15 protein-coding genes are annotated in these 20,842 nt (G+C 33.8%); all 15 read right to left on the bottom strand.

Annotated features, from left to right (window positions below; genetic code table 11):
* Positions 1–106 precede the first annotated feature (106 nt).
* Positions 107–847 (bottom strand): NUDIX hydrolase, encoded by a 741-nt coding sequence (locus tag CRN97_RS01625; protein WP_097075602.1) that lies wholly within the window; start codon positions 845–847, stop codon positions 107–109.
* Between the two features lies 1 nt (position 848).
* Positions 849–1,190, bottom strand: coding sequence for an arsenate reductase family protein (locus tag CRN97_RS01630; RefSeq protein ID WP_090393816.1), 342 nt, complete (start codon positions 1,188–1,190; stop codon positions 849–851).
* Between the two features lie 136 nt (positions 1,191–1,326).
* Positions 1,327–2,640: an MATE family Na+-driven efflux transporter gene (locus tag CRN97_RS01635; RefSeq protein ID WP_179670641.1), complete on the bottom strand. Its 1,314-nt coding sequence runs from the start codon at positions 2,638–2,640 to the stop codon at positions 1,327–1,329.
* 47 nt (positions 2,641–2,687) lie between these two features.
* Positions 2,688–5,075, bottom strand: a complete 2,388-nt coding sequence (locus CRN97_RS01640) for a P-loop NTPase fold protein (protein ID WP_097075603.1) — start codon at positions 5,073–5,075, stop codon at positions 2,688–2,690.
* 305 nt (positions 5,076–5,380) lie between these two features.
* Positions 5,381–5,695: a hypothetical protein gene (locus tag CRN97_RS01645; RefSeq protein WP_097075604.1), complete on the bottom strand. Its 315-nt coding sequence runs from the start codon at positions 5,693–5,695 to the stop codon at positions 5,381–5,383.
* A gap of 82 nt (positions 5,696–5,777) precedes the next feature.
* Positions 5,778–6,284, bottom strand: coding sequence for a pyridoxamine 5'-phosphate oxidase family protein (locus CRN97_RS01650; RefSeq protein WP_242961982.1), 507 nt, complete (start codon positions 6,282–6,284; stop codon positions 5,778–5,780).
* Positions 6,285–6,346: 62 nt separating this feature from the next.
* The gene (locus CRN97_RS01655; protein ID WP_097075605.1) at positions 6,347–6,688 is read right to left on the bottom strand and encodes an arsenate reductase family protein; all 342 of its coding nucleotides are present in this window, start codon (positions 6,686–6,688) and stop codon (positions 6,347–6,349) included.
* 33 nt (positions 6,689–6,721) lie between these two features.
* On the bottom strand, positions 6,722–8,719 hold the full coding sequence (locus CRN97_RS01660; protein WP_179670642.1) for an AIPR family protein: 1,998 nt from the start codon (positions 8,717–8,719) through the stop codon (positions 6,722–6,724).
* A 2-nt stretch (positions 8,720–8,721) separates the two neighbouring features.
* Complete coding sequence (locus CRN97_RS01665) at positions 8,722–9,888, bottom strand: FRG domain-containing protein (RefSeq protein ID WP_179670643.1); 1,167 nt, start codon at positions 9,886–9,888, stop codon at positions 8,722–8,724.
* A gap of 137 nt (positions 9,889–10,025) precedes the next feature.
* Positions 10,026–11,471 carry a DNA (cytosine-5-)-methyltransferase gene (gene dcm / locus CRN97_RS01670; protein ID WP_097075608.1) on the bottom strand — a complete coding sequence of 482 codons (1,446 nt, stop codon included), beginning with the start codon at positions 11,469–11,471 and terminating at the stop codon, positions 10,026–10,028.
* A gap of 104 nt (positions 11,472–11,575) precedes the next feature.
* Entirely contained in the window at positions 11,576–13,045 is a 1,470-nt protein-coding gene (locus tag CRN97_RS01675; protein ID WP_097075609.1) for a Sau3AI family type II restriction endonuclease, read from the bottom strand.
* A 13-nt stretch (positions 13,046–13,058) separates the two neighbouring features.
* Positions 13,059–14,315 carry a restriction endonuclease gene (locus tag CRN97_RS01680; RefSeq protein WP_097075610.1) on the bottom strand — a complete coding sequence of 419 codons (1,257 nt, stop codon included), beginning with the start codon at positions 14,313–14,315 and terminating at the stop codon, positions 13,059–13,061.
* Positions 14,316–14,335: 20 nt separating this feature from the next.
* Positions 14,336–16,126: an AIPR family protein gene (locus CRN97_RS01685; protein ID WP_097075611.1), complete on the bottom strand. Its 1,791-nt coding sequence runs from the start codon at positions 16,124–16,126 to the stop codon at positions 14,336–14,338.
* Positions 16,127–16,176: 50 nt separating this feature from the next.
* Entirely contained in the window at positions 16,177–19,515 is a 3,339-nt protein-coding gene (locus CRN97_RS01690) for a UvrD-helicase domain-containing protein (RefSeq protein ID WP_097075612.1), read from the bottom strand.
* Positions 19,516–19,664: 149 nt separating this feature from the next.
* Positions 19,665–20,822, bottom strand: coding sequence for a DUF3800 domain-containing protein (locus CRN97_RS01695; RefSeq protein WP_097075613.1), 1,158 nt, complete (start codon positions 20,820–20,822; stop codon positions 19,665–19,667).
* Positions 20,823–20,842: the final 20 nt, after the last annotated feature.

The following is a 20,842-nucleotide window of genomic DNA, read 5'->3' on the forward strand; positions in this document are numbered from 1 at the left end:
ATACTACCTCCTGTACCCTATAATATGTTCTAATTATACCGAACATCCTTTCGGAACACTAGTTCTATTTTGCACAAATTTTATTTTCCCAGTGGCTTTCTTCTAGCTATTTTTCCTCTTCACTATTTTTCCTATTTCCCATAACCATTCCAAGCATCATTCCGAATATCATGCCAACACACATCCAGGTTCCAATTTTATCGGCAGATGCTCCAATAGCCGCTCCAACAGCCATACCGATGCACATACCAATAGACATTCCTGATTCCATGCCTTCAGACCTTCTCTCATCTGCTTTAACGTATTTACGAACTATCTCAAGCCCGCCTATAGGAACGCAGAACTTCTCATCCCTTGGTGGCTGGCATGCCTGATACACTTCCTCTAGGTCGAACCACTCTACACTGTCCAGCTCTTCCTTTTGAATGGTAAGATTATCGATTCCTACCTCCTCGTCATAGACATAGACGAATGCAATTTCATTGTCCTTAAAAGGCTTGCCATGGAATTCCTTTTCATATTGAATTGGAAATGTTCCTGCAAAATGCAAATCATCTGGATCCGCCTGGATGCCAAGCTCCTCCGACAATTCTCTAACAGCAGATTCCAATGGCTCATCCCCAGCCTGGATATGCCCAGCTGATGAAGTATCATATCTGCCAGGAAAAGAATCCTTATTCATAGCTCTCTTCTGTAAAAGAACCTCTGTCTTATCTCCATTTTCACGAACCACCCATATGTGTGCTGTTCTATGTCTAATGCCCTCAGCATGCGCCTGTGATCTGGTCACTGTTTCGCCTGTAGGCTGCCCGTTTTCATCCACGATGTCAAAAATTTCTTCTGCCATATTACTCCCACTTCTTCCACACATCAGGCTGATAGCCAAGTGTAGACTGCTTTCCATTTCTCACAACCGGAGTCTTGATAATCTGCTGTGATTCAAGAAGCTTCTCCAACTTGTCCTCATCAGCAATATGCTGGAACAAAGCAACAGCATCCTGGTCCTTCGCATTTACGTTAACCATATTTGCGATACCGCCATTAGCAGAAGCAACAGATGTAAGCTCTCCCTTGCTCATGCCCTTCTCACGCATATCGATAAACTGATACTTGATGCCACGCTCTTTGAAGAAGCGCTCCGCTTTCTTTGTATCGTTGCACTTCTTAGTGCCGAAGATTTGTATGTTCATAAAAATATTATCCGTCCTAGTTTTTATTATTGTACCATTCCTAGCAGCCCGCTCCGCGGCCAGGTCTGCCCGAGCTCCACAGACCACTCGCTGACGCGAGCAAGGAAGGATTGTAATCGGCTTCGCCGATGGAACTCTAGGTAAAATCACAGCTATTTTTTCTATAATACCTATACACTAGAAATGACACAACACTATCAAATGCATTTCCGCCGCCAAACATCAAAGCAATACCTATAAGTGTTGGTGTCCATGCTCCTGTAATAAATAACACAAAGAATAAACCATAATATATACTATTAGTCACTACGGACTCTAACAGCATATATTCTGTTTTACCTCGTCCGTAGAAAGTTGCATCAAAAATATTCTGATACGCATATAACACGTAGAATCCCAACAATACCATTACTAAACCAAATAGCTTTTCAACTTCATCAAACCCAAGCACATAGTGCATAAATGGCTTGTAGACTGGGATTAGAACAATCCACAGTAAGCATGTTATCGTTGTAATAAAGAAATATCCTGGTGTGTTCTCCTTCACCGCATTCTCATCTTTTGCCGTCTCTTGCTTAATAAGCTCGGCCAATTGCGTAATTGGAAGTAGCAGCCATCCCCAAATGAAATTATTAGCAACCCAATAGGTTCCCTGCTCTCCAACCATATTCACCATACGCGAAACCATAAGCATATAAGCAATGTTCCTTCCAAAAGATTCAAGGCCAGAAATTCCTCCTATCTTAAAGAAATTGCGCATCCATCCAAAAGAGATTTTATCCTTTGACAATACTGGAAATCCTTGACTTTGTATTAACAAAACTGCGATTACAAACAGCACTAAATTACTAACGCAATTTGATATACCAATTCCGTTAACTCCAAGCTTAAGAGATATAGGCAACTTCGATACCAGCATAGTATCCAATACAATACACATAACCAATTTAGCGCAAGTCATAATATACACCAGCCTATCTTTTCCGATAGCGACAAGTGCCACCAACATGAAACTGTATAAAATACCAAACACATTAGCCACACATTCAATTCGTATATACGATGCTGATTCTACAAGTATATCTGTAGATACTGCCATAAAATTAAGCAATGGATTGATGAATGTAGCTACTAGAATTGAACAAATCGCATATACGCCAAACGATATAAGCAGCCCACTGCGTATTCGATTTGCAAACTTTTTCTTGTCAGCTAATGCACTTCCCATAAAGAAGTATAGAGGCAATATAATCGCCTCATTAATAACTTCATAAATCAGGTTTATCCATGACAACTGTCCTGCTATAGAATACGACCATTCACCTGGTAATGTTCCAAGAAAATATGTGCGCAGTGTCGTGTACAACGTTGGACACAGTCCCATAAACAATAATGCTACAAACAATCTGTAGTCGATACTACTTAATGATTTCTTTATTTTACTTAACATTATTCATTTACCTTCTACTAGAATTATTAAATATGCCATGCATGAATCTATACATCAAAATGCTGCTTATTCCCACTTTTTCCCCAGACAATATTATTTCTTTGTTCCACTAATTGTTCATCAGCTTGTTCAGATTTAATAACCTTTAAACTGTCTATATCAATATATATATTTTCCTCTATAGATTTCTCTTTCTTTGATACAACGATGTAATCCTTATTTTTTCCATTTATAAAATATGCTCTACAATCGTTAAGCTCATCTGTTTGAATACTATCAATATGCGGCTGGATATAATTTGCAAATAGAATTGTGTCTACTACTGATCTTATAGAGGGAATCGAATAGTTTACTTGTTTTACTATAGGCTCTTTTTCTTCAAGATTATTAAAATACTCATATATCTCTTTTCTAGGCACCCATTCCCCCATTAAATAATCTAAATAGTTTAACTGTAATAAATCAGCTTCTCTCAACTGCATTTTTAGACATCGGTAATTATTAGCCACATCTCTAACATAAAGAATAAAATCTTGAAGTACCATTGAAAAACTCAAAAGATTTAAACTTCTGGCAATACCTTCTTTTACTAGATTATATGCTAATGTATAATTCTTATTACTAATTTGTTTACTGAGTTGTTCTATTTCATTATCATCAAAAACCAATTCCAAGTAAGGTCCGACTTGACTCTCTGCAATTTCGTTATCTGGACTATACTTGTAGTTCTGATTATCCTTATTTATATATTTTAACCATAATTCTGCAGCTGTAGATTCATCTATAAATAAGTCATCCGCATAATCTACAAGTGCTTTGCTTATTATTAACAGCTTTGAAAAACACTCATTTGAGATATTACCTATACGGTTAAGATAATCCATTCCTAAATGCTCACTAAATTCAGGATTTATATACATAGCATAAAAGCCCAGAAATCCATGGTCCTCTTTATCATTTTTAAGTTTTCCATCCTTTTGTAGTCGTTTTCCAAAATACTTGCGAATTTCAATAGTATTTAGTATGAATAAATATGCAAGTTCATCAAAGTATTTCCCCAGATTTTTTTTTGTATTATGAGAAAGAACGGCAAAAAAGATATCCGTTAAAACATCATATTCATTTCTATCTAGACTGTTATTAACGACAGTATTAGAACCTAACAGCGAAAAAAGACTCTGGTCCTCCTTTTTTTGAGATAGTTGTATATATGCATTTTCTTTTCTAAACCCATCTTTATATTGACCAAGTACTTCTCGAGTCAGAACTTCATTTTTATATATTTTACTATCTGAATCAACACGAACTCGTATATGTATGAATTTATCAATATCATGATACAAGTTTTCATCACCAACTGGCTTGCTTACAGAATCAGTACCTTCTTCCTGCTGAATATAACGAGGCCTAATTAAAATATCATTACTTTTATCCAAACATATTATTCCTATAAAACCTTCTATGCCCGAAAACTCTGCCATAAGTTTAAATATCTTGTCCTTATTTTCCATTCTATCGGCATCTTCAACAATCAGAATTATATTTTTTCTTTTAGATTTTTTAAGTAATCGCTGTATTTGCTTTTCAAGAACCATTTGTTCTTTCTCTAGATCAAGAAAAGTGTTCTTACTTTCATATCCAAATCCAAATTTTACTGATGTCTTCGATTCTAGAACTAAAGACAACGATGATAATAAGCGTGCTTTATTTATTAAAGATATTTCATAGCGAGAAAATAAATCTTCTATATATCCTTGAATATAACTAACAATATTACTAATATTGTTTAACTCTAATACACCAACTTTCAGGATAAAATATCTATTGTCACGTTTCGAATCTGACAAATCATTTATCAATGAGTTAATAATACTAGACTTACCACACCCCCAAGGACCGATTAATCCAATATTAAAGCTATCTTCACTTTTTCTTTCATCTATAAGCTTAACCAATTCATTAAAAGCTTTTTTTTGAGGAATCGTTAAATATTCCTTTCCAACAATTGGTTTTTCAACATAAAGAGCTTTCTTATTATTCTCAATTATATTTAAATCATAATATTTACTACTTTCTAAATTTAATAGATAATAAAGCACTGTTGCCTCTATTAATGGAAAGAACTGACAAAGAAAATCTAATTTTGAGCTTTTAAACAACATCACTATTTCAAGCGCGCCAATAATTATATAAAAATATTCGCTATATCTCTTTATAATTAAAAAAATACTATTAGGTTGTTCTACACATAAATAAATTATTGTTAGTATTACTGTTAAAATAACTAATATAATATCTACAGTAATTATTGAAATATTAGGAATCAAATTAATTTTTATTGGATCCAATAATCCCAATTTATATAATATATGTCCGATACACATAGTCAGTAAAGAATAAGCTACACATCTAATTATTTTTAATATATATTCCATTGGTTCCCCCTTATTTACTTATTTACTTATTTACTTATTTACGTATTTACGATAATTTACATTTTATCATAACTGTTTAAGCTAGCAAACGTAATAAAGTATATTGGCATTTACAAATGATGGGTCATTTATTTGATACCATAACCAAACCGTAAATGCGTTATATTCGTTCAGAATAATGGAACCTGCCCTTCTTTCCGTAATATTTTCTCTAACAGTGGCAGTAATATTTCGAATAAAAAAGCAGAGGAACCTCCTCTGCTTCTTTTATTCGAAATATTAAAAAATAAAATTATAGTTTCTATCTAGATTTTATGAGTTTGCTGTAGATTCTCAGCAACTTCCCAAATAGCATCTACAACCGCAGTCCTATCAGAATTTTCTACAATAGTTGCATATGCCGAGATCATAACAAAAACTACATAATGCCAGAATATAACAAGAGCACCAAGAATAATTAAACCTACACCGCCGATTCCCATGAAAGTATTACTAGAACCAACTGAAATAGAAAAAATTCCAAGTATTCCTAATCCAAAGCCTATTATTATACCAATTAACATAACCAAGCCCGCAATTCCTCTTAATTGGTCCGATGATTGCTTAGTGTTTTCTCTCATAGCTACGCACCTCCTATAATACATAGCATATCATCATGATGTGACTAAATCGTTATGTAATAGTACAAATAGTCATTCAGTTCTATACATCCAAATGCTGCCTACTCCCGAACCCATCCTTCTTCAACTCTGAATCCAGATAATCAAATGAAGATGGCTCAACCTTAATCAAATTCATAGGCTGAGGCACTTTCTTCATAACCTCCACAGGAATCTTCTTGTGCTCCATCAGCTTCAGATACTCATCAGAAAATGGCTCCACCATAGACGCAACTCCCTGCACCTGCAAACTTTTCAGCTGACCAAAACCACCGTAAGGTTCAAAAATGGCAATGCCCACATTCTTATTCTCCTTCAGCCCTCTGAACTTCAAGCCGCCCTCTGAGAAAAAATAAAAGTTTCCATCCGCATAGTTATATTCAATAGGTGTGTTGCGCACGCAATCCCTAGAAGACGTAGCCAGCGCACATGTATTATGAGCATCGATAAAAGCTTCAATCTTTTCTTTTAATGCTGCTGGCTCCATATGAACAGAGTCCGCATCCTTCTTTCCCAATGTGATGCTGCCGCATCGTAATCCATCTCCCACATTTTATATTCCCCCCTACTCATGACATTTTAAGTCTCTTTTTCAATACATTTATAGTAGTTCTACTCCCACTTCTTCCACACATCAGGCTGATAACCAAGTGTAGACTGTTTTGCATTTTTTACAACTGGAGTCTTGATAATCTGCTGTGATTCAAGAAGCTTCTCCAACTTGTCCTCATCAGCAATATGCTGAAACAAAGCAACAGCATCCTGGTCCTTCGCATTTACGTTAACCATATTTACGATACCACCATTAGTAGAAGCAACAGATGTAAGCTCCCCCTTACTCATGCCTTTTACTTTCATGTCGATAAACTGATACTTGATGCCACGCTCTTTGAAAAAGCGCTCTGCTTTCTTTGTATCGTTGCACTTCTTAGTGCCAAAAATTTGTATGTTCATAAAACCTCCGTGCGCTGACCAATATATCTACTTTTAGAACAGCTTTCCCTTATTATTGGGGTTAGTCTTTTTCACAAGTTCGGCGTTAATCTGTTTTGTCATGTCAACAAGAGTCTGCGGTAAATCAAGTAAAAACTCTGGTGTGTCACCATCCTCATCGTCAGTTGCCACATCACTGTCAAAAACAGCCCTACGTATTCTATCTCTATACCCATTTAATTCTTCATCTTGTAGGTTATCAATATCTGTATATAAAACATCACTTTTAAAATCTTTTTCAGTCAATGTTTCATCAGATTTTTTTAAATAGCTTTCTATTAAATCAAAGTATACCTCTAAAAGTTTGAATATGTATGAATCAATATCACTATTCATTGCTTCATTTAGCTTTATAATATTAGGAACTACTATTGGGTGTATTGTGGTATTCACATCAACAAAATCTTCGTTTGAAAACAAGCTCCATGTTACAAATGCTAAAAATAAATAATTACCATGTGAGGCTGACACCTTGCCCCTACGTAATACATTTCCATACTTTTTATATTCGCCGTTATTATCAATATTTTTTTCTGACTCAAAACTCTCTAAATAGTGTTTTGCATTTTTATCCCACTTCTTTAGTATATCACGGCTAAAATTTACCATTCCGTAGTTTTCTAGAAATGTAGATTTAATCTTATCCTCACTAGCTTCATCATCAATATCAACAAAAATATTTGTATTTATAAGCTTTCCTTTATCCATTCTAGTTAGCTTTGGAATATCTTGATTCTTAGCTGATCCTGGTTTTTGAAATTTTGTGGCGTAAATTATCTTTCCAATAGTTCCTAGTGAATAGGCTCTAGTCTCAAGCAAATCATCACCTTTTCTCGCTATACTGAAAGCTAATCTAGAATACAGTTTATCTTTAAATATCGCATTTTCACGTAATCCATTAATTGTTTTTACATAATCAGTTACATATGCCAAATCTTCACCGTCAATAGGTTTTTGTCTGTTCAATGAAACACTTACTTTTTCTTCTGCTAATTCATTTCTTATATATTTTTCTTCTTTATCTTCTTTTTCTTCTTCTTTTTCTTTTTCTAATTTAGTCCTTGCACTAATCACCCTTAATAATACATAAGCATTATCTACGGCCTTTTGCCATTCTAAATAATCTGGATTATCTTCCGTATCTCCATTAGATGTTACTCGTTCTTTCGAAATCTCTTTTAAAAAATATTCCGCGCAAGTTGTTATAGTTTGAGCCCCATTAATTACTGAATAATAATTAGTATTTCTCAAAGTAATACTATCTCTTTTTATTAGAGAAATCCTATCTGCAATAATTGTTATACCGTTATTATAAAACCAGAAGTTCTGTGGTTCTTTTTTTAATGTTTCAATCATTGCAGGTGCAACTCCATTTGTATCGCTAGATAGGCCCAATCGTACGTTACTATCAAATAACTTGTCACCTGTACCATTATACAATTGTATTAAATCATATAATCTAGCAACAAACACTTCACTTGTCATATATGATTTTTCACCTATGTGTTTTGTTGACTTACGCAATGTATTATTTCTATTATCAATTGTTATTGTATATTCTTTATTGTCAATCTGTTTATCCGGAACAAATATATATCTAACATTTAATGAACTGGCAACTAGGGATTTTATTCTAATCTTCTCTTTAATAGATGATACAAAAATATATATTAGGCAATCTTTTAAATATAAATTATTTAATGTGTCTTTTTCATCGTCTGTTTTAGATTTCAAAACACTTTGTATCATTTTTTTTAGCTCAGCACTTACTTTCCTTGTACCAATCTTTTTTTCAATGTTTTTACTATTAATAAAAAGAGTATTGTCATTTAGTCCGTATAAACCAGCCCAAATAATACCTCCTTTTTTTTCATCTTTAACATTTAATTCCTTCACCAATTCTTTAATTTGTTTTTCTGTTTCTTCAGACAAAGTAAAATCTTCGTCTCTGCTTTTTAGAACCTTTGTTATTTGATCAAAATAATTAATCATCATTACCCCCTATACTCACTTAAATCAGTTAAATTTTTTAGTTCGGAATCATCTATTTCAATATTATTGTCCAGAATAAAAATATTAGGATGATTGCTGTAATAAGAAACAACTTCCCCAATAGCTTTTTCCAGCATTTTTATAAAGTTCTTATTCTCATTTATGCCTTCATTTTTATTTAAATCATATATACATTCTTCTATATCGTATTTGAAAGATTTAATTGAATCTTCAACAGCTTGAATTATTTTCACTTGCTCATCAATATCCATTGCCCCCTCTTCTAACTTTTTTAACTTAAAATCAATTATTTTTTTCATACTTCTAATTGATAAATCAATTTCATTATCAAGCGTATATTCCATAGACTCTATTCGTATAGCTTTATCTTTAAATTTATCAACAGCATGTTCAATTTCTGGATATATAAAACTAGTATTAATGCCAAAATATTGTTCCAACTGTTTTTCAATTGTAGTTTTACTATTTCTATCGATAGTCAGCTTTTCATACATATATTCAGGAATAGGTTCGCAGGTAAGGCCCTGAAAATATATCAATGCACCTTGTTGAGCAATTATTCTGCTATTCAATTTTATATGATCAACTAATTTATGATTAACTGAAAAAACGCCCGAATTTCTAATATCTGTAGGATTATCCAAAATCGTTTTATAATTTTCTTTAACATTAGTCGCTTTAGGACAATAGGCTTTATTTAATTTATATATTAAAACCCTGCCATCTTTCTTTCTCTCTTCATCTCGTTTTTGTGGGGTAGAAACTACAGCGAAATATAACGCTACCAAGCAATTATATGATACATCTAACAATCTACTCGGAAATCCTCCGTGTTGAGAATCTATAGCAATTTCAAGATAACTCTCTCCACTAGTCAACTTATTGGCCTTTAATTCTTCAAGGAGATTTCTTTCAAAATATGGGTCTTTTTTTAAATAAGGCTCTCGAAAAATCCCTGGCATGGCAAAAGTAGGATATGTTACAGGCTCGCCTCTATATACAACTATACCGTTTTCATCTTCTTTTCTAAATCTATCATTTATATCTTCAATTGCTTCCAAATAATCTTGTACATTTTTGATTATTCTATCACGATTATCATCAAATTCTATTTTCCTTTTATCGTTTTTTTGTCTTCTCGTTCCCATCATTCTCCTCCTATGCTAACTGCACTAATCTACTATAATTTTACTATAATCCAAGCTTTTCATTCAATACGTATATGCGATAATTAAATAACAAAAAAGCGACTGTAAAAAACTACAATCGCTAATCTTTCAAATAATTAAATTGTTTCTTTTTCAAGCTCTATTCCTTCGGCAATATTATATTGCAACTCTATCTCTGGCTCACAAGAAATAATCTCATCTAACAATGGCTCCATCTGCTTTATAAGATTTACCACAAGCGCATTTCCCATCATAAATCTACGCTTTGTTAATGGCATTTCAACCTTTTCACCATGTACGAGACACTCTTCTGTCCAGTTTGATGGAAAGCCTTGGATTCGCTCCATTTCAACGGGTGTAAGTAATCTAATGGCACCGGTCTGCTTATCTCTTACAATATGAGTAGTTCTACTGAAACCTCCCTCAGATGTAAGCATAGTTCTAGCAGGCTTATCGTATTCATCTATCATAGGTACAGCGCCTTCGGAGAATACGTACTCATGTCCATTAGCAGCCTTACGATTAATCTTCTTAGCACCTTTAATATACTGCCAAGTCTTTCGTTGCTCTGGCTCAAGTTGCATTCTTGTTTCGTCACTGTGATGTATATCAGGGCTAGTATAGTAAAGCTTATCTTCTGGAATGAAGAAAGACTTATCAATCTCTCCATCTTCCATGATGTCTCCTAAAGTAATCTGTTTTCCATCGTACTTAGGAAATGTTTTTAACGTATATATAACTCCATCTTTCATTACACCAGAGTTTTCAAAATCAAATGTAAATGAATCGGAAAGCTCACCAATTCCCATTGGAAGTGTTCCTGACTTAATCTTCTTTCCATCAGTAGCATCTACTGGGAAGCACTTTGCAAAGAATCCTTCCTGCTCTATAAGATGAACCATGTTATGACGCTTAATCTCTTCACCAAACATGCTGTTATATTTTATTGCATGCTTAATCTGTGCTGCATACTCTGTGCTATTTTTGTAAGCAAAAATAAATGTTCTTCTACGTCTCTGCTGATAACCATACTCAGCGGCATTAATAACTCGCCACTCAACTGTATATCCTAAATCCCTAAAACAAGCAAGAATAATACCAAAATCCCTACCACGTTGTTTTGCTGGGCTCTTTAATAATCGATCAACATTCTCAAGTAAAACAAAAGGTGCTTTCTTTGCCTCAAGCATATCTCTAATATCCCACCAGAGTACACCTTTCTTACCCTCAAGGCCTTTAGAAGTAGCTAATGATGACGCTACAGAATAGTCTTGGCAAGGAAAACCTCCCACTAATAAACTATGACTTGGAACTGTATTCTTATCAACTGTGTTTATATCATCGTTAGTTGTATAATTGCCATTTAAATCCTTGCAATCACCAAATCTATTTACATAACAAGAATGTGCCCATTGTGTCTTCTTATCAGCTGGTTCCCACTGACTGAACCAAACTGTTTCCCACTTTTCTGGGCGATTCAAATCCTCTATAGAATTAATATTATTGAGGCCGCATCTAAAACCGCCTACTCCTGCAAAGAGTTCACATACTGATTTCTTCACTGTTCTCTCCCTTTAATACCCTGATCGAACAAATGTGTGAACGATCGTTTGTTTTTCTAGAAATAATATTACATCATTTTTCACTTTATGTCTAGATCATTTTTTCAATCTCGTACCAAATCTTTTATCTGTTTTAAAATATATGAATTATTTATCCAAAAACTTTGGGTAGTCATATATTCACCATTTGGTAAGACATTTGCGTCTCGATTTACATTTCCATATTCGTCTCCATTGTTAAATCGATATGCAGCCTTTGTAGCATGAGGGCGAACGTGAATAATCTCTGTCTCACTTTTGTTCGGAAGATTATTTGAAAAACTTATCTTCCCCTTTGAATCAATATGCTTGGTAAACTCTACTCCGTATCGAATGATACGTCTGTACTGCTCCCACTCTTGGCGCACTACAACATCCAAATCATGGAACGGCATATTCCAAAGCATACATCCCTTTACGCGATAAACATCTCCATCTCTCTTCCATACGAAAAAAAATAGTCGTGTCTCATCAAAGTAATCATGCAAAGTGGACTCATCATATTCTTCATCCACCAAATCCATAAATTTAAATGGTGGGAAAGACATATTCTCAACAATCTTGTTGTTCTCTTCTACACGAATAGTTTTAACTTTAATATTGGCCTTTTCAAACTCATCAGCATGCTCATCCCTGATTCCAAGCATCTTGCACGCCAAATCATTCCATTGCGCTTTATTATTGTTATATTCCCGGCCAAACTTCTCGCATAATTCCTTATCAGACTTACCAACATATTCGCTAACAATATCTGTAAGAATATCTTCAAAAGACTTCTCCTTCAAAACAGAAGCATCTTTCAAAATAGAATTATCGCTTGAATCACCAGCAATATAGTGATTCAGCACATATGTAATGTAAGAGTTCTTAAAACAGAATGCTCTCTTTCTTGCTGGTGTCTTATCACCATAAAACTGAGGAACTGTACTCTTTTCTGCATTAGCACCTTTAGTACACGCACCAAGGTACATTGTATCTGCTTCCGAAAGCTCATGGGCGCGCCCTTGCTGTATCAAGTCAGTGATATAGTTATAATCTCGCTTAATAATCTCTAAGTCATCCTCTGGCGGAGTAAATAATCTAACATACTTAATTGGATACAGAAGTCTATTTTCCAATAATTTATTTCGCCAATAATAAATTAGCAATATATGCCGCATTTTTAGCCATGCATGTGACTTATAAAAATCAACTTCAACTGGACCATCATAACTAATATTTGTAATAACTACGCGTTCTCCGGCCCTTAGTTCTCCTTTTTTAGTAATCTCGTATGGAGTTGTTTTTAATTCAACACCAGCTTTTGGAAAATCAGCTTCTTGCTTGGAATTAGCTTTGTACCCAAAATATACTTCTTCAAGAAGAATACCTAATCCGCCTTTACGAAGTTTATTGGCATAAGCCTGAACTGCAGCCTGCTCTTCAATTCCTTTGGATTTTATTACGTCTATAAACGTATTGTCCTCTAGTTTTTTCGCATATTCTTCTATGCTGTCTGGGCTAGCAGGATCGTAGCCAAGTTTATCACTAAACATAGAATTCCCCTAACTATTTATTGCTCATAATATCCTTAATTCCTTGGTAATATGCCATTATCCTTTTATCAGTGCTATCAACAGATTTTAACCACTCATCTACATTTGAAGAGTTAATTGCATTCTTACGCAAAACGCCAGCTATATCAACAGCCGAAACAATGAGTATTGGATGTCCATCCTCAACAACCTCTTGATATGCCTGCTTATCTACATAACTTGTTGTAATCATTATTCCAAACTGCCTATATCTGATACGCGAAATAAGGCGAGACATTTCCTTAACTCCTACACCATGTGTAGGAGCATAGCACTTTGCCTCTAATGCGCAATCAATTTTCAAAGGCGAGTTTACTTTACCACCTGCACTAATAGAATAAAAACCAAGTGCATCTCTACCACCATCACGCCAAGGTCTTGTTAGTGAGAAGTCTACAAAATTAGTGTCCATCTTACCTATTATGCTTGTTGCGCAAGCCTCAAATCCCTGACTAAAATCATTGTAATGATTCCTAATTGCATCAAGACACAATAATCCTTCAGTATCACTTCCAGCCGGAAGCTGTTCAAACCTGGTAGGTATCTTATGCATTCGAGGCGCTGTTAATGCTGTAATTCCATTACGACCTAGTTTCACAAAACGCCGCCATGCTTCCGGCGCATACTGTAAACTATTGTCATGGTCATAAATTAAGGATTCAATCCAATTCCGATAAATAGGCTTATTTCCAGTATCTAATATAGTAAAATAAGCCTCATAGTTCTGGAATCTTTTTTCCTTAACTGTTCTCCAAAACGCAACCAAATCCTTATCTGGAGATATCTTAGGATTACCAGGAACTGCCAGACCAAGGAACTGTATATCACGACCTACTCCAGTCTTTTTAAAGATGAAAAATGGTGGCATATCCTCTAGAGCCACGCCTTCATTCAATAAATCAAAGACCATCTCAAGGATTTTATTGCCTTTTTTCTTTGTATCTGTAAGTTCCCGTCCTGGTTCACGATTATCACCGTAATATCTAAAAATACCAGTTTCCTCATCCAGGTAATCTGGCCATTCAAGTTCTTCCATTGAAGTATACAGAACCACATATGCATACTTACCAGAGCCATCTTCTCTGAGCTTCTTTCTAAATCCTCCAGCATTTTCACAACCTGGAATTAGTTTATGAAATGGTTCCGAGGACATGTTTGGCACAGTACCGCCTTTATAAACACAATCAACATATAAATCCGATTTTTCTAAGTCATCAAATTGTACTTCCATTGCTATTTTCTCTCCGGTAATTACATATCACCTAATGCCAACAAATCCTCTGCACCATCTTTCTCCTCATCAAGAATAGAAATATCAACCTGAGATTTTATCATATCGTTATACTCTTTTCCCGGATTCATAGACACCCATTTTTTGTAATACCTAATTAGTGTAAGCTTATATTTTTTTACAATTTTATCTATTTCTTCTTTTGAAGAAAGCTTTACACTTATTTTTGATGGATCCCCCAAGCATTCATACTTAGAAAAGCAATAAATAAGGTAGAATGGATTAGGTGACTTACCATCTTGACTTGTCTTTTTCTCTTTCTCTGCGCGTAAATATAATAAATATAAGTTCAACAAATCATTTGATGTAACTAATGGATTCTTAATAAACTCTACCACTTGTTTATTCATATTATCATTTTGTTTTAAAAGCTTAGACTTGTTTTGGATTGCAGCTAAAGGAGTAGATTCAAAAGCCACAAACACCTGCAATAACTTCTCTAAATCTATTACAAAATCCTTAACTTTTGTTAGCTCATCCAATCCAAAACGATTAATGAATAATTTATTTGCATCTATCAATGCTGTAGGTGTTTTGTACTTTGTTGTGAAAGTATATTTGTCACTTTGTTTTATGCATACCAAAAATCCCTTAGCCTCGAATTCCGCCTGAACTCTTTTAAATACATTTGCTATTGCAGTAAATGTTTTTTCTGTAATAGCATTCTGAGAGTTATTATAACGTACAATATTCTGATACAATTCCTTTAAGGTTCCATCATTAGCAGGAATTTTTAATATTTTTACCATGACATATGTATTTTCAAACTCTTTATCTAAAGAGCTAGGTGGTAAACTTGACAATGCATCATAAATAGTGCTTACTGTTTGACATCCATTAACAATTTGTGGATCAAAAACTTCAAATTCACGTCCCTGTACTCCCATTTGTTCAGAACCTATGTCATCCACTATCATAGTAATTCCATTGTTATAAAAGAAAAAATTAATTCTATCATTTGGATTATTTAAAGTATCTTTTATTTTCTTATTAACACCACCTGTACCACCTAAATATTCCCTAATATTATCATCAAATAATGGATAATTTTCTTTCTTAGCAGCTTGTACCATTTTATAAATTGTCAGCACCGGAGTAAGCACATATTTTGCATCTAGTGCTTGTGTCATCTTATATGCATCGTTGTTTACATTAAGGATGGTACCTTTGTTAATCGTATTAATAGTATAGTTAAACGATTTTTTATTTACTAAAGGTTCATCAAAATATGTCTGCTGTATATCATCTAATGAGAAAAACTTTGCTTCCATCCTATTATGAGCATTTTGTTGATTAAACTTTGCAATGTTTTCCATAATGCTTTTAGTTTTCGAAGAATTATTAGTAACATATAAATAAAAGTAAATATGAAAATCTTCTTCCTGATGGAATTTATTATATATATCTTGCAATTCTTTCGATCTTGTATAGGTACCTTTTTCTAAAGCGCCTATCGCTCGTGTCAAAAAATCATTCATTACATAATCTACTGAAAGATTCGTTCCTTCTGAATAAAATTTGTTTTGAATGAGATACAAATCCTTCATATCCTCATGCCAAACATAACAATCTATTCCCTTATCATCATAATCGACTATCTTTTCTTCTATTAACTGCTCATCCTCAGAAAATAGTTTATCAAGAACCCAAAAATTAAATGCCCATTCAGGCTTACTAATATTAGATATACTCGAATATTTCTCAGCATATTCTGCTATATCTTCCTCTATTTGTTTTCTAAAATCTTGCATTTTTACCCTCCTTTATATATGTCAACATGCAAAACGACTCCATATTGTTTTCAATCATTTGATTTTAAAAATACACTAAGTTTATTAAGCATTGTTTTATTAATTGTTTCCGAATAATGCAGTCCCTCATACGTAGAATGTAAAACAGGATACTGCCCTTTTGTTTGCAGCATATAATGCTCATTTATCAACCACTCAACAATTCCTTTCAAATCCTCCATGGGAATATCTGAATAAACACCATATTCTGGGACCATATCCAATCCTGCCTTTAAAAGCTTTTGTTTAGCACTACCATGCAAAACCTCACATAACGTTGTAATTCCATAGAAACGGACACTACTGACATTTTGTAAAGCACACAGTGTAAGATAAACAACCTCATTCAAATCATAACCTCTATAAAGAACTGGTTCCACATTTGCTTTTTGTATTTCAACATAATCCTTATTCTTTACAGGACTATTATCCACCTTGTAACTCTTAGGCTTATGATTCGACTTCATCGGTTCCTGCAACTCTGGCTTATTCTCTATAGCAGGTTCCGGTTCAAGTTGATATCCCATCATTTCATAATAGGCCTGTTTATTAATAGTGTTATTACAGCCTGTTCCATTCCGCTTATAATTTGTGCATCCTAAGAAGAAACTCTTATCTCTTCCGGGTTTTACAATCAAATAACCATCTCTACATTTATCACACTTCTGTACGCAAAGCTTACCAGCCTGATATGCGTTTGTCATAAAGCCGCACAGTTCTGGTTCATTCGTACATATATAAAGTGGTAATCCATATGCGCGCTTATACTTAAACTGCATAGGATATCCACAAATTGGACATGCTTTTTTTACTATATTTACAGGCTCATCCTCGTTCCACTCTCCAAGCAACTTCACATTCTTGTACGTCTTTTTAAGCTCAATCAAAAACTCTGATGGATTTTCATCAGGAGCAATAAAAAATACCCTATTTTTTGTTCGTGTCATTGCTACATAGAAAAGTCTACGTTCTTCCGCATAATCAATTGAACGGTCACCTTTTATAACAAATGATAGTACTGGATCATCTTCAACTTTAGAAGGAAAACCATAAGTCTCATTTTTACCATTTATTACAATAACATCATCGTAACCTAAACCTTTAGATGAATGCGCTGTCATAAATGTGATATCCAGTTTTGGATACTTTACACTCTTAATCTTATTAGTCTTATTGATGTATTCAAATAATCCTGTACGTTCAAGATGATCCCCATCAAACCCATATCTTCCCAAAAGAAGGATTTTTCCTACTTTTACATGGTCTTTCTTCTTATACTCAATTAAATCTTCAATGACTCTTTCAATGGCTCGTGCCATCTCGTAGTTACTACCACTTCTACAATCAGCACTCTTCTTTTTTCTTGAACCATCATATGTATAAATCAGAACTGGGTCTTCAATATGTTTAGGAGAAATCAGCTGTTTATTTATCTGTTCCCTGTTCCTCTGAATGAAGTTTCCAGCAATGTCTATTACTTCCTGAGAATTACGATATGTCCTAACAATCTTAAGCATCTTAGCATATCCCATAATCTCTTCGAACTTTGTAAACAGAGTAATATCGGATCCACTAAAAGCATATATCGACTGCCAGTCATCACCTACTGCAATAATTTTTGCATCTGTAACTTCTGATAATGCCTTGGTTAAATCAAATCTCTGACGTGAAATATCCTGATATTCATCAACAATAATGTATTTGAAATCCAACTTCTTTTTCATGTCTTTAACTTCTCTAAGAAGCCTAGCAGACTCATTTATCATATCTTCGAAATCAACAGCGTTGTTTTCTTTCAACCAACGTTCATATTCTAAATAACAATCATTGCAAATGCTTAAGAATAATCTACTACGCACATTCTGAGTAGAATGATACATTCTATTAAAATCATCTGTCTGATATGCATTTACCTTAAAGTTAAATATAAATCGGCAAATAAGACTTATCAATCGACGGATATACCTGTTTTCCTCTCCAGCAACAAGCATCTCCATAACTTCTTTATTTGATCTGGGATTTAGTTCAAATCCATTTTCTTCAAGTTTTTCTTTCAGATGGGAAATCAAACTTCTACCATCATTGTATGCCGAAAAAGTATAAATAAGCGTTGTATCGTGCTGCCTATGAAGTGTCACTTTATCATTAACAGCCTTCTTGTATCTTTCAATCTCTTCATCAGAAAATCTATCATTCTTACCAGATTCTGTAATCCCAAAATGTTCTATATAAGCTACTTTATTCCCCTGAAAAATAATAAAATCAGGAGTATATGGCTTACGTGCAAATGTAATGTCATACTTATAAATTGGCTCATACTCGTAATCAATATTGTTAAGGTATAAGAAGTTTGCGATTTCAACTTCCTGATAAGAACGTAATATTTCATTTTGAATCGTCACGGACTTTTTCGTTCTGGCATCAATCACCTCACGCTTAAAGTCCTCCAAATCACTTCGCATCGTTGAAAAATTTGCTTTAGCAATATTATTGAAAAATCCATTCAAATCATTTCCTTCATAAGGCGCATCAAAATAAGATGCAAAGAACAAAATAAGATTGTTCACCGCACTTTCATTACGCATAATCGAATTACGGAAGTAATCGCGAATAACAAAATAAAGCTTTGATTGATCAACTATATTCAATTTTTCGTCTGGGGAATTCTTATGAATTATCGCATTTCCGGTAGAATGGAATGTTGCTATAGGACAATCTATTCCTAAATCCTTCTGAATGCGTTCTTTCAACTCGTTTACAGCTTTATTAGTAAAAGAAACCACTAATATCTGAGAAGGGTCAATATTCTTCTTATCAACAAGATACTTAACTTTTGCTGCAACAGTTGTCGTTTTGCCAGCGCCTGCACCAGCTATTACTAAACAGTAATCCTCATCAGTAAGCACAACTCTACGCTGGTCATCATCCAAGATAATATTGGAATCCACTGCTCTTAAAATACCATCAAGATACTGCTTTTCTTCAACCATTGCTTTTGCAATGAATTTTTCGTTATGCTCATCTATAACCTTTTCTAAGTCAGCATCCATCTCGATAATGCTGTCTACATCTTTGACCTGTACTCCGTTTTTCTTACAAAAGCTTTTGAGCATTCCGCTTTGTTTAAGTACACTGAAGAAATCTACATCATCTTTATAATCTGATATTTGCTTTAAATATTCGCTTTTTGCAATATATCTATCCTCAGAATTTAGAGTATGCAGGAACCTGCCATACTCCAGCAATCGATTTGCTCTCTCGTTTCGAGCATCATTACTTAAGATGGCATCACCTATATGATAATCAATATTCTGTTGTCTATTTCCAAATAATTTGTCAAATAGGCCCATATTATCCCCCAAAATAATCTATATTATATTTTAACATAATTACCCAAAAGTTTGTTCAAATAAAAAGAAAGAAGGCTTATAAGCCTTCTTTCCCATAGCAAGTTGAACCATAGAATCAAACGTAATAGAAATTTACTTATGACTTTTTCTTAATTCTTTAAGCGTCGCTTATTTTCAGCACTTACATACTCAAAAAATAACACCGATTTTTTCAGAATTCCAATGGCCGTAATACTATGTAATAACCCTTTATTTCTCATATCTGACTTACTAATAAGTTCATTAAGCTTGCAGCAATTGACTAATTGAACATCACTCAATCCACGTATTATACGTCTGAAATCTGCACTTTGTGTTGCATTTATGAATAAAAAGAATCTCCCCATTATACCTGCAACTAAATCAGAAATCTGAACCATAGTATTGTCTTTAGAATTAACAAACTCATAATTCGTTAAATTTGAAGAATACATGTTAACAATATCAAGTATTTTTTCTTGAATAGATAATTCCTCATCAAAATGATGATATGATTTTGTAAATTTCAATATTGGTTCTGCATAAAAAAGCGAAAAATCTTCTTGCAATAGATATTCTTCTTCGTCTTGGATAAATAGGAGTTCTTCCCTACCAGATGCTCGCTTTAACACTCCTGATAAAAACTTTTCATCTGGACTCTGATTAAATCTAATCTCCATTGTGCTTAACAGAGCCGTACAAAAATTACCAATTTCTTCTTTTTTTATGCTCGGATAATGATACTTAATCATTACTTCTTTGACTGCAGAAATATTAGGTACAAGCATATTATATAGCGTTGATTTCAATTGAAAATAATCAAAGCCAAATTCAGCTATTTCCTCTGGATCAGTTATTGAATCCATTATCTCAACTATTGTATAGAAAAAATTATTGATATGTTTATAATGCACATACAAATCATAGTCGTCGATTAATTTAAATAATGCAGCTGTATACCGCACCTCCATGCACCCTAGAAAATCTTTTCCTTTAAACAAACTTTTGCTTTTCAGTTCAGTCACATTTTTTTGTAATCTGAACCGTTCAATCAACTCAGAAAATGGTATTTGTAATTCTTCTTCACATGCAATTCCTGCCAAAACAAAGTCAGCTTCTGGATTATGATTAAAATCTCCCTTTTCTGAATCTATCCAAAACTTTCTACAATTGTTACTTTCATCATAGTAAAAATGAAGATTTTCTTCTAAATTTACTCCCCATAAATCAGCCAATAAATCATCTTGAAAAATATTACCTTTCAAATCATTCGATAATTCTCTATCCATTTCCAGCCTTTCCTGCCCCC

The organism is Pseudobutyrivibrio ruminis DSM 9787, from assembly GCF_900218035.1.
Lineage (GTDB): Bacteria > Bacillota > Clostridia > Lachnospirales > Lachnospiraceae > Pseudobutyrivibrio > Pseudobutyrivibrio ruminis.

Coding starts and splice junctions, on each gene's coding strand:
- CRN97_RS01625 (WP_097075602.1), bottom strand. CDS start 847: ATGGCAGAAGAAATTTTTGACATCGTGGATGAAAACGGGCAGCCTACA.
- CRN97_RS01695 (WP_097075613.1), bottom strand. CDS start 20,822: ATGGATAGAGAATTATCGAATGATTTGAAAGGTAATATTTTTCAAGAT.
- CRN97_RS01685 (WP_097075611.1), bottom strand. CDS start 16,126: ATGCAAGATTTTAGAAAACAAATAGAGGAAGATATAGCAGAATATGCT.
- CRN97_RS01635 (WP_179670641.1), bottom strand. CDS start 2,640: ATGTTAAGTAAAATAAAGAAATCATTAAGTAGTATCGACTACAGATTG.
- CRN97_RS01675 (WP_097075609.1), bottom strand. CDS start 13,045: ATGTTTAGTGATAAACTTGGCTACGATCCTGCTAGCCCAGACAGCATA.
- CRN97_RS01680 (WP_097075610.1), bottom strand. CDS start 14,315: ATGGAAGTACAATTTGATGACTTAGAAAAATCGGATTTATATGTTGAT.
- CRN97_RS01690 (WP_097075612.1), bottom strand. CDS start 19,515: ATGGGCCTATTTGACAAATTATTTGGAAATAGACAACAGAATATTGAT.
- CRN97_RS01665 (WP_179670643.1), bottom strand. CDS start 9,888: ATGGGAACGAGAAGACAAAAAAACGATAAAAGGAAAATAGAATTTGAT.
- CRN97_RS01630 (WP_090393816.1), bottom strand. CDS start 1,190: ATGAACATACAAATCTTCGGCACTAAGAAGTGCAACGATACAAAGAAA.
- CRN97_RS01640 (WP_097075603.1), bottom strand. CDS start 5,075: ATGGAATATATATTAAAAATAATTAGATGTGTAGCTTATTCTTTACTG.
- CRN97_RS01645 (WP_097075604.1), bottom strand. CDS start 5,695: ATGAGAGAAAACACTAAGCAATCATCGGACCAATTAAGAGGAATTGCG.
- CRN97_RS01660 (WP_179670642.1), bottom strand. CDS start 8,719: ATGATTAATTATTTTGATCAAATAACAAAGGTTCTAAAAAGCAGAGAC.
- CRN97_RS01655 (WP_097075605.1), bottom strand. CDS start 6,688: ATGAACATACAAATTTTTGGCACTAAGAAGTGCAACGATACAAAGAAA.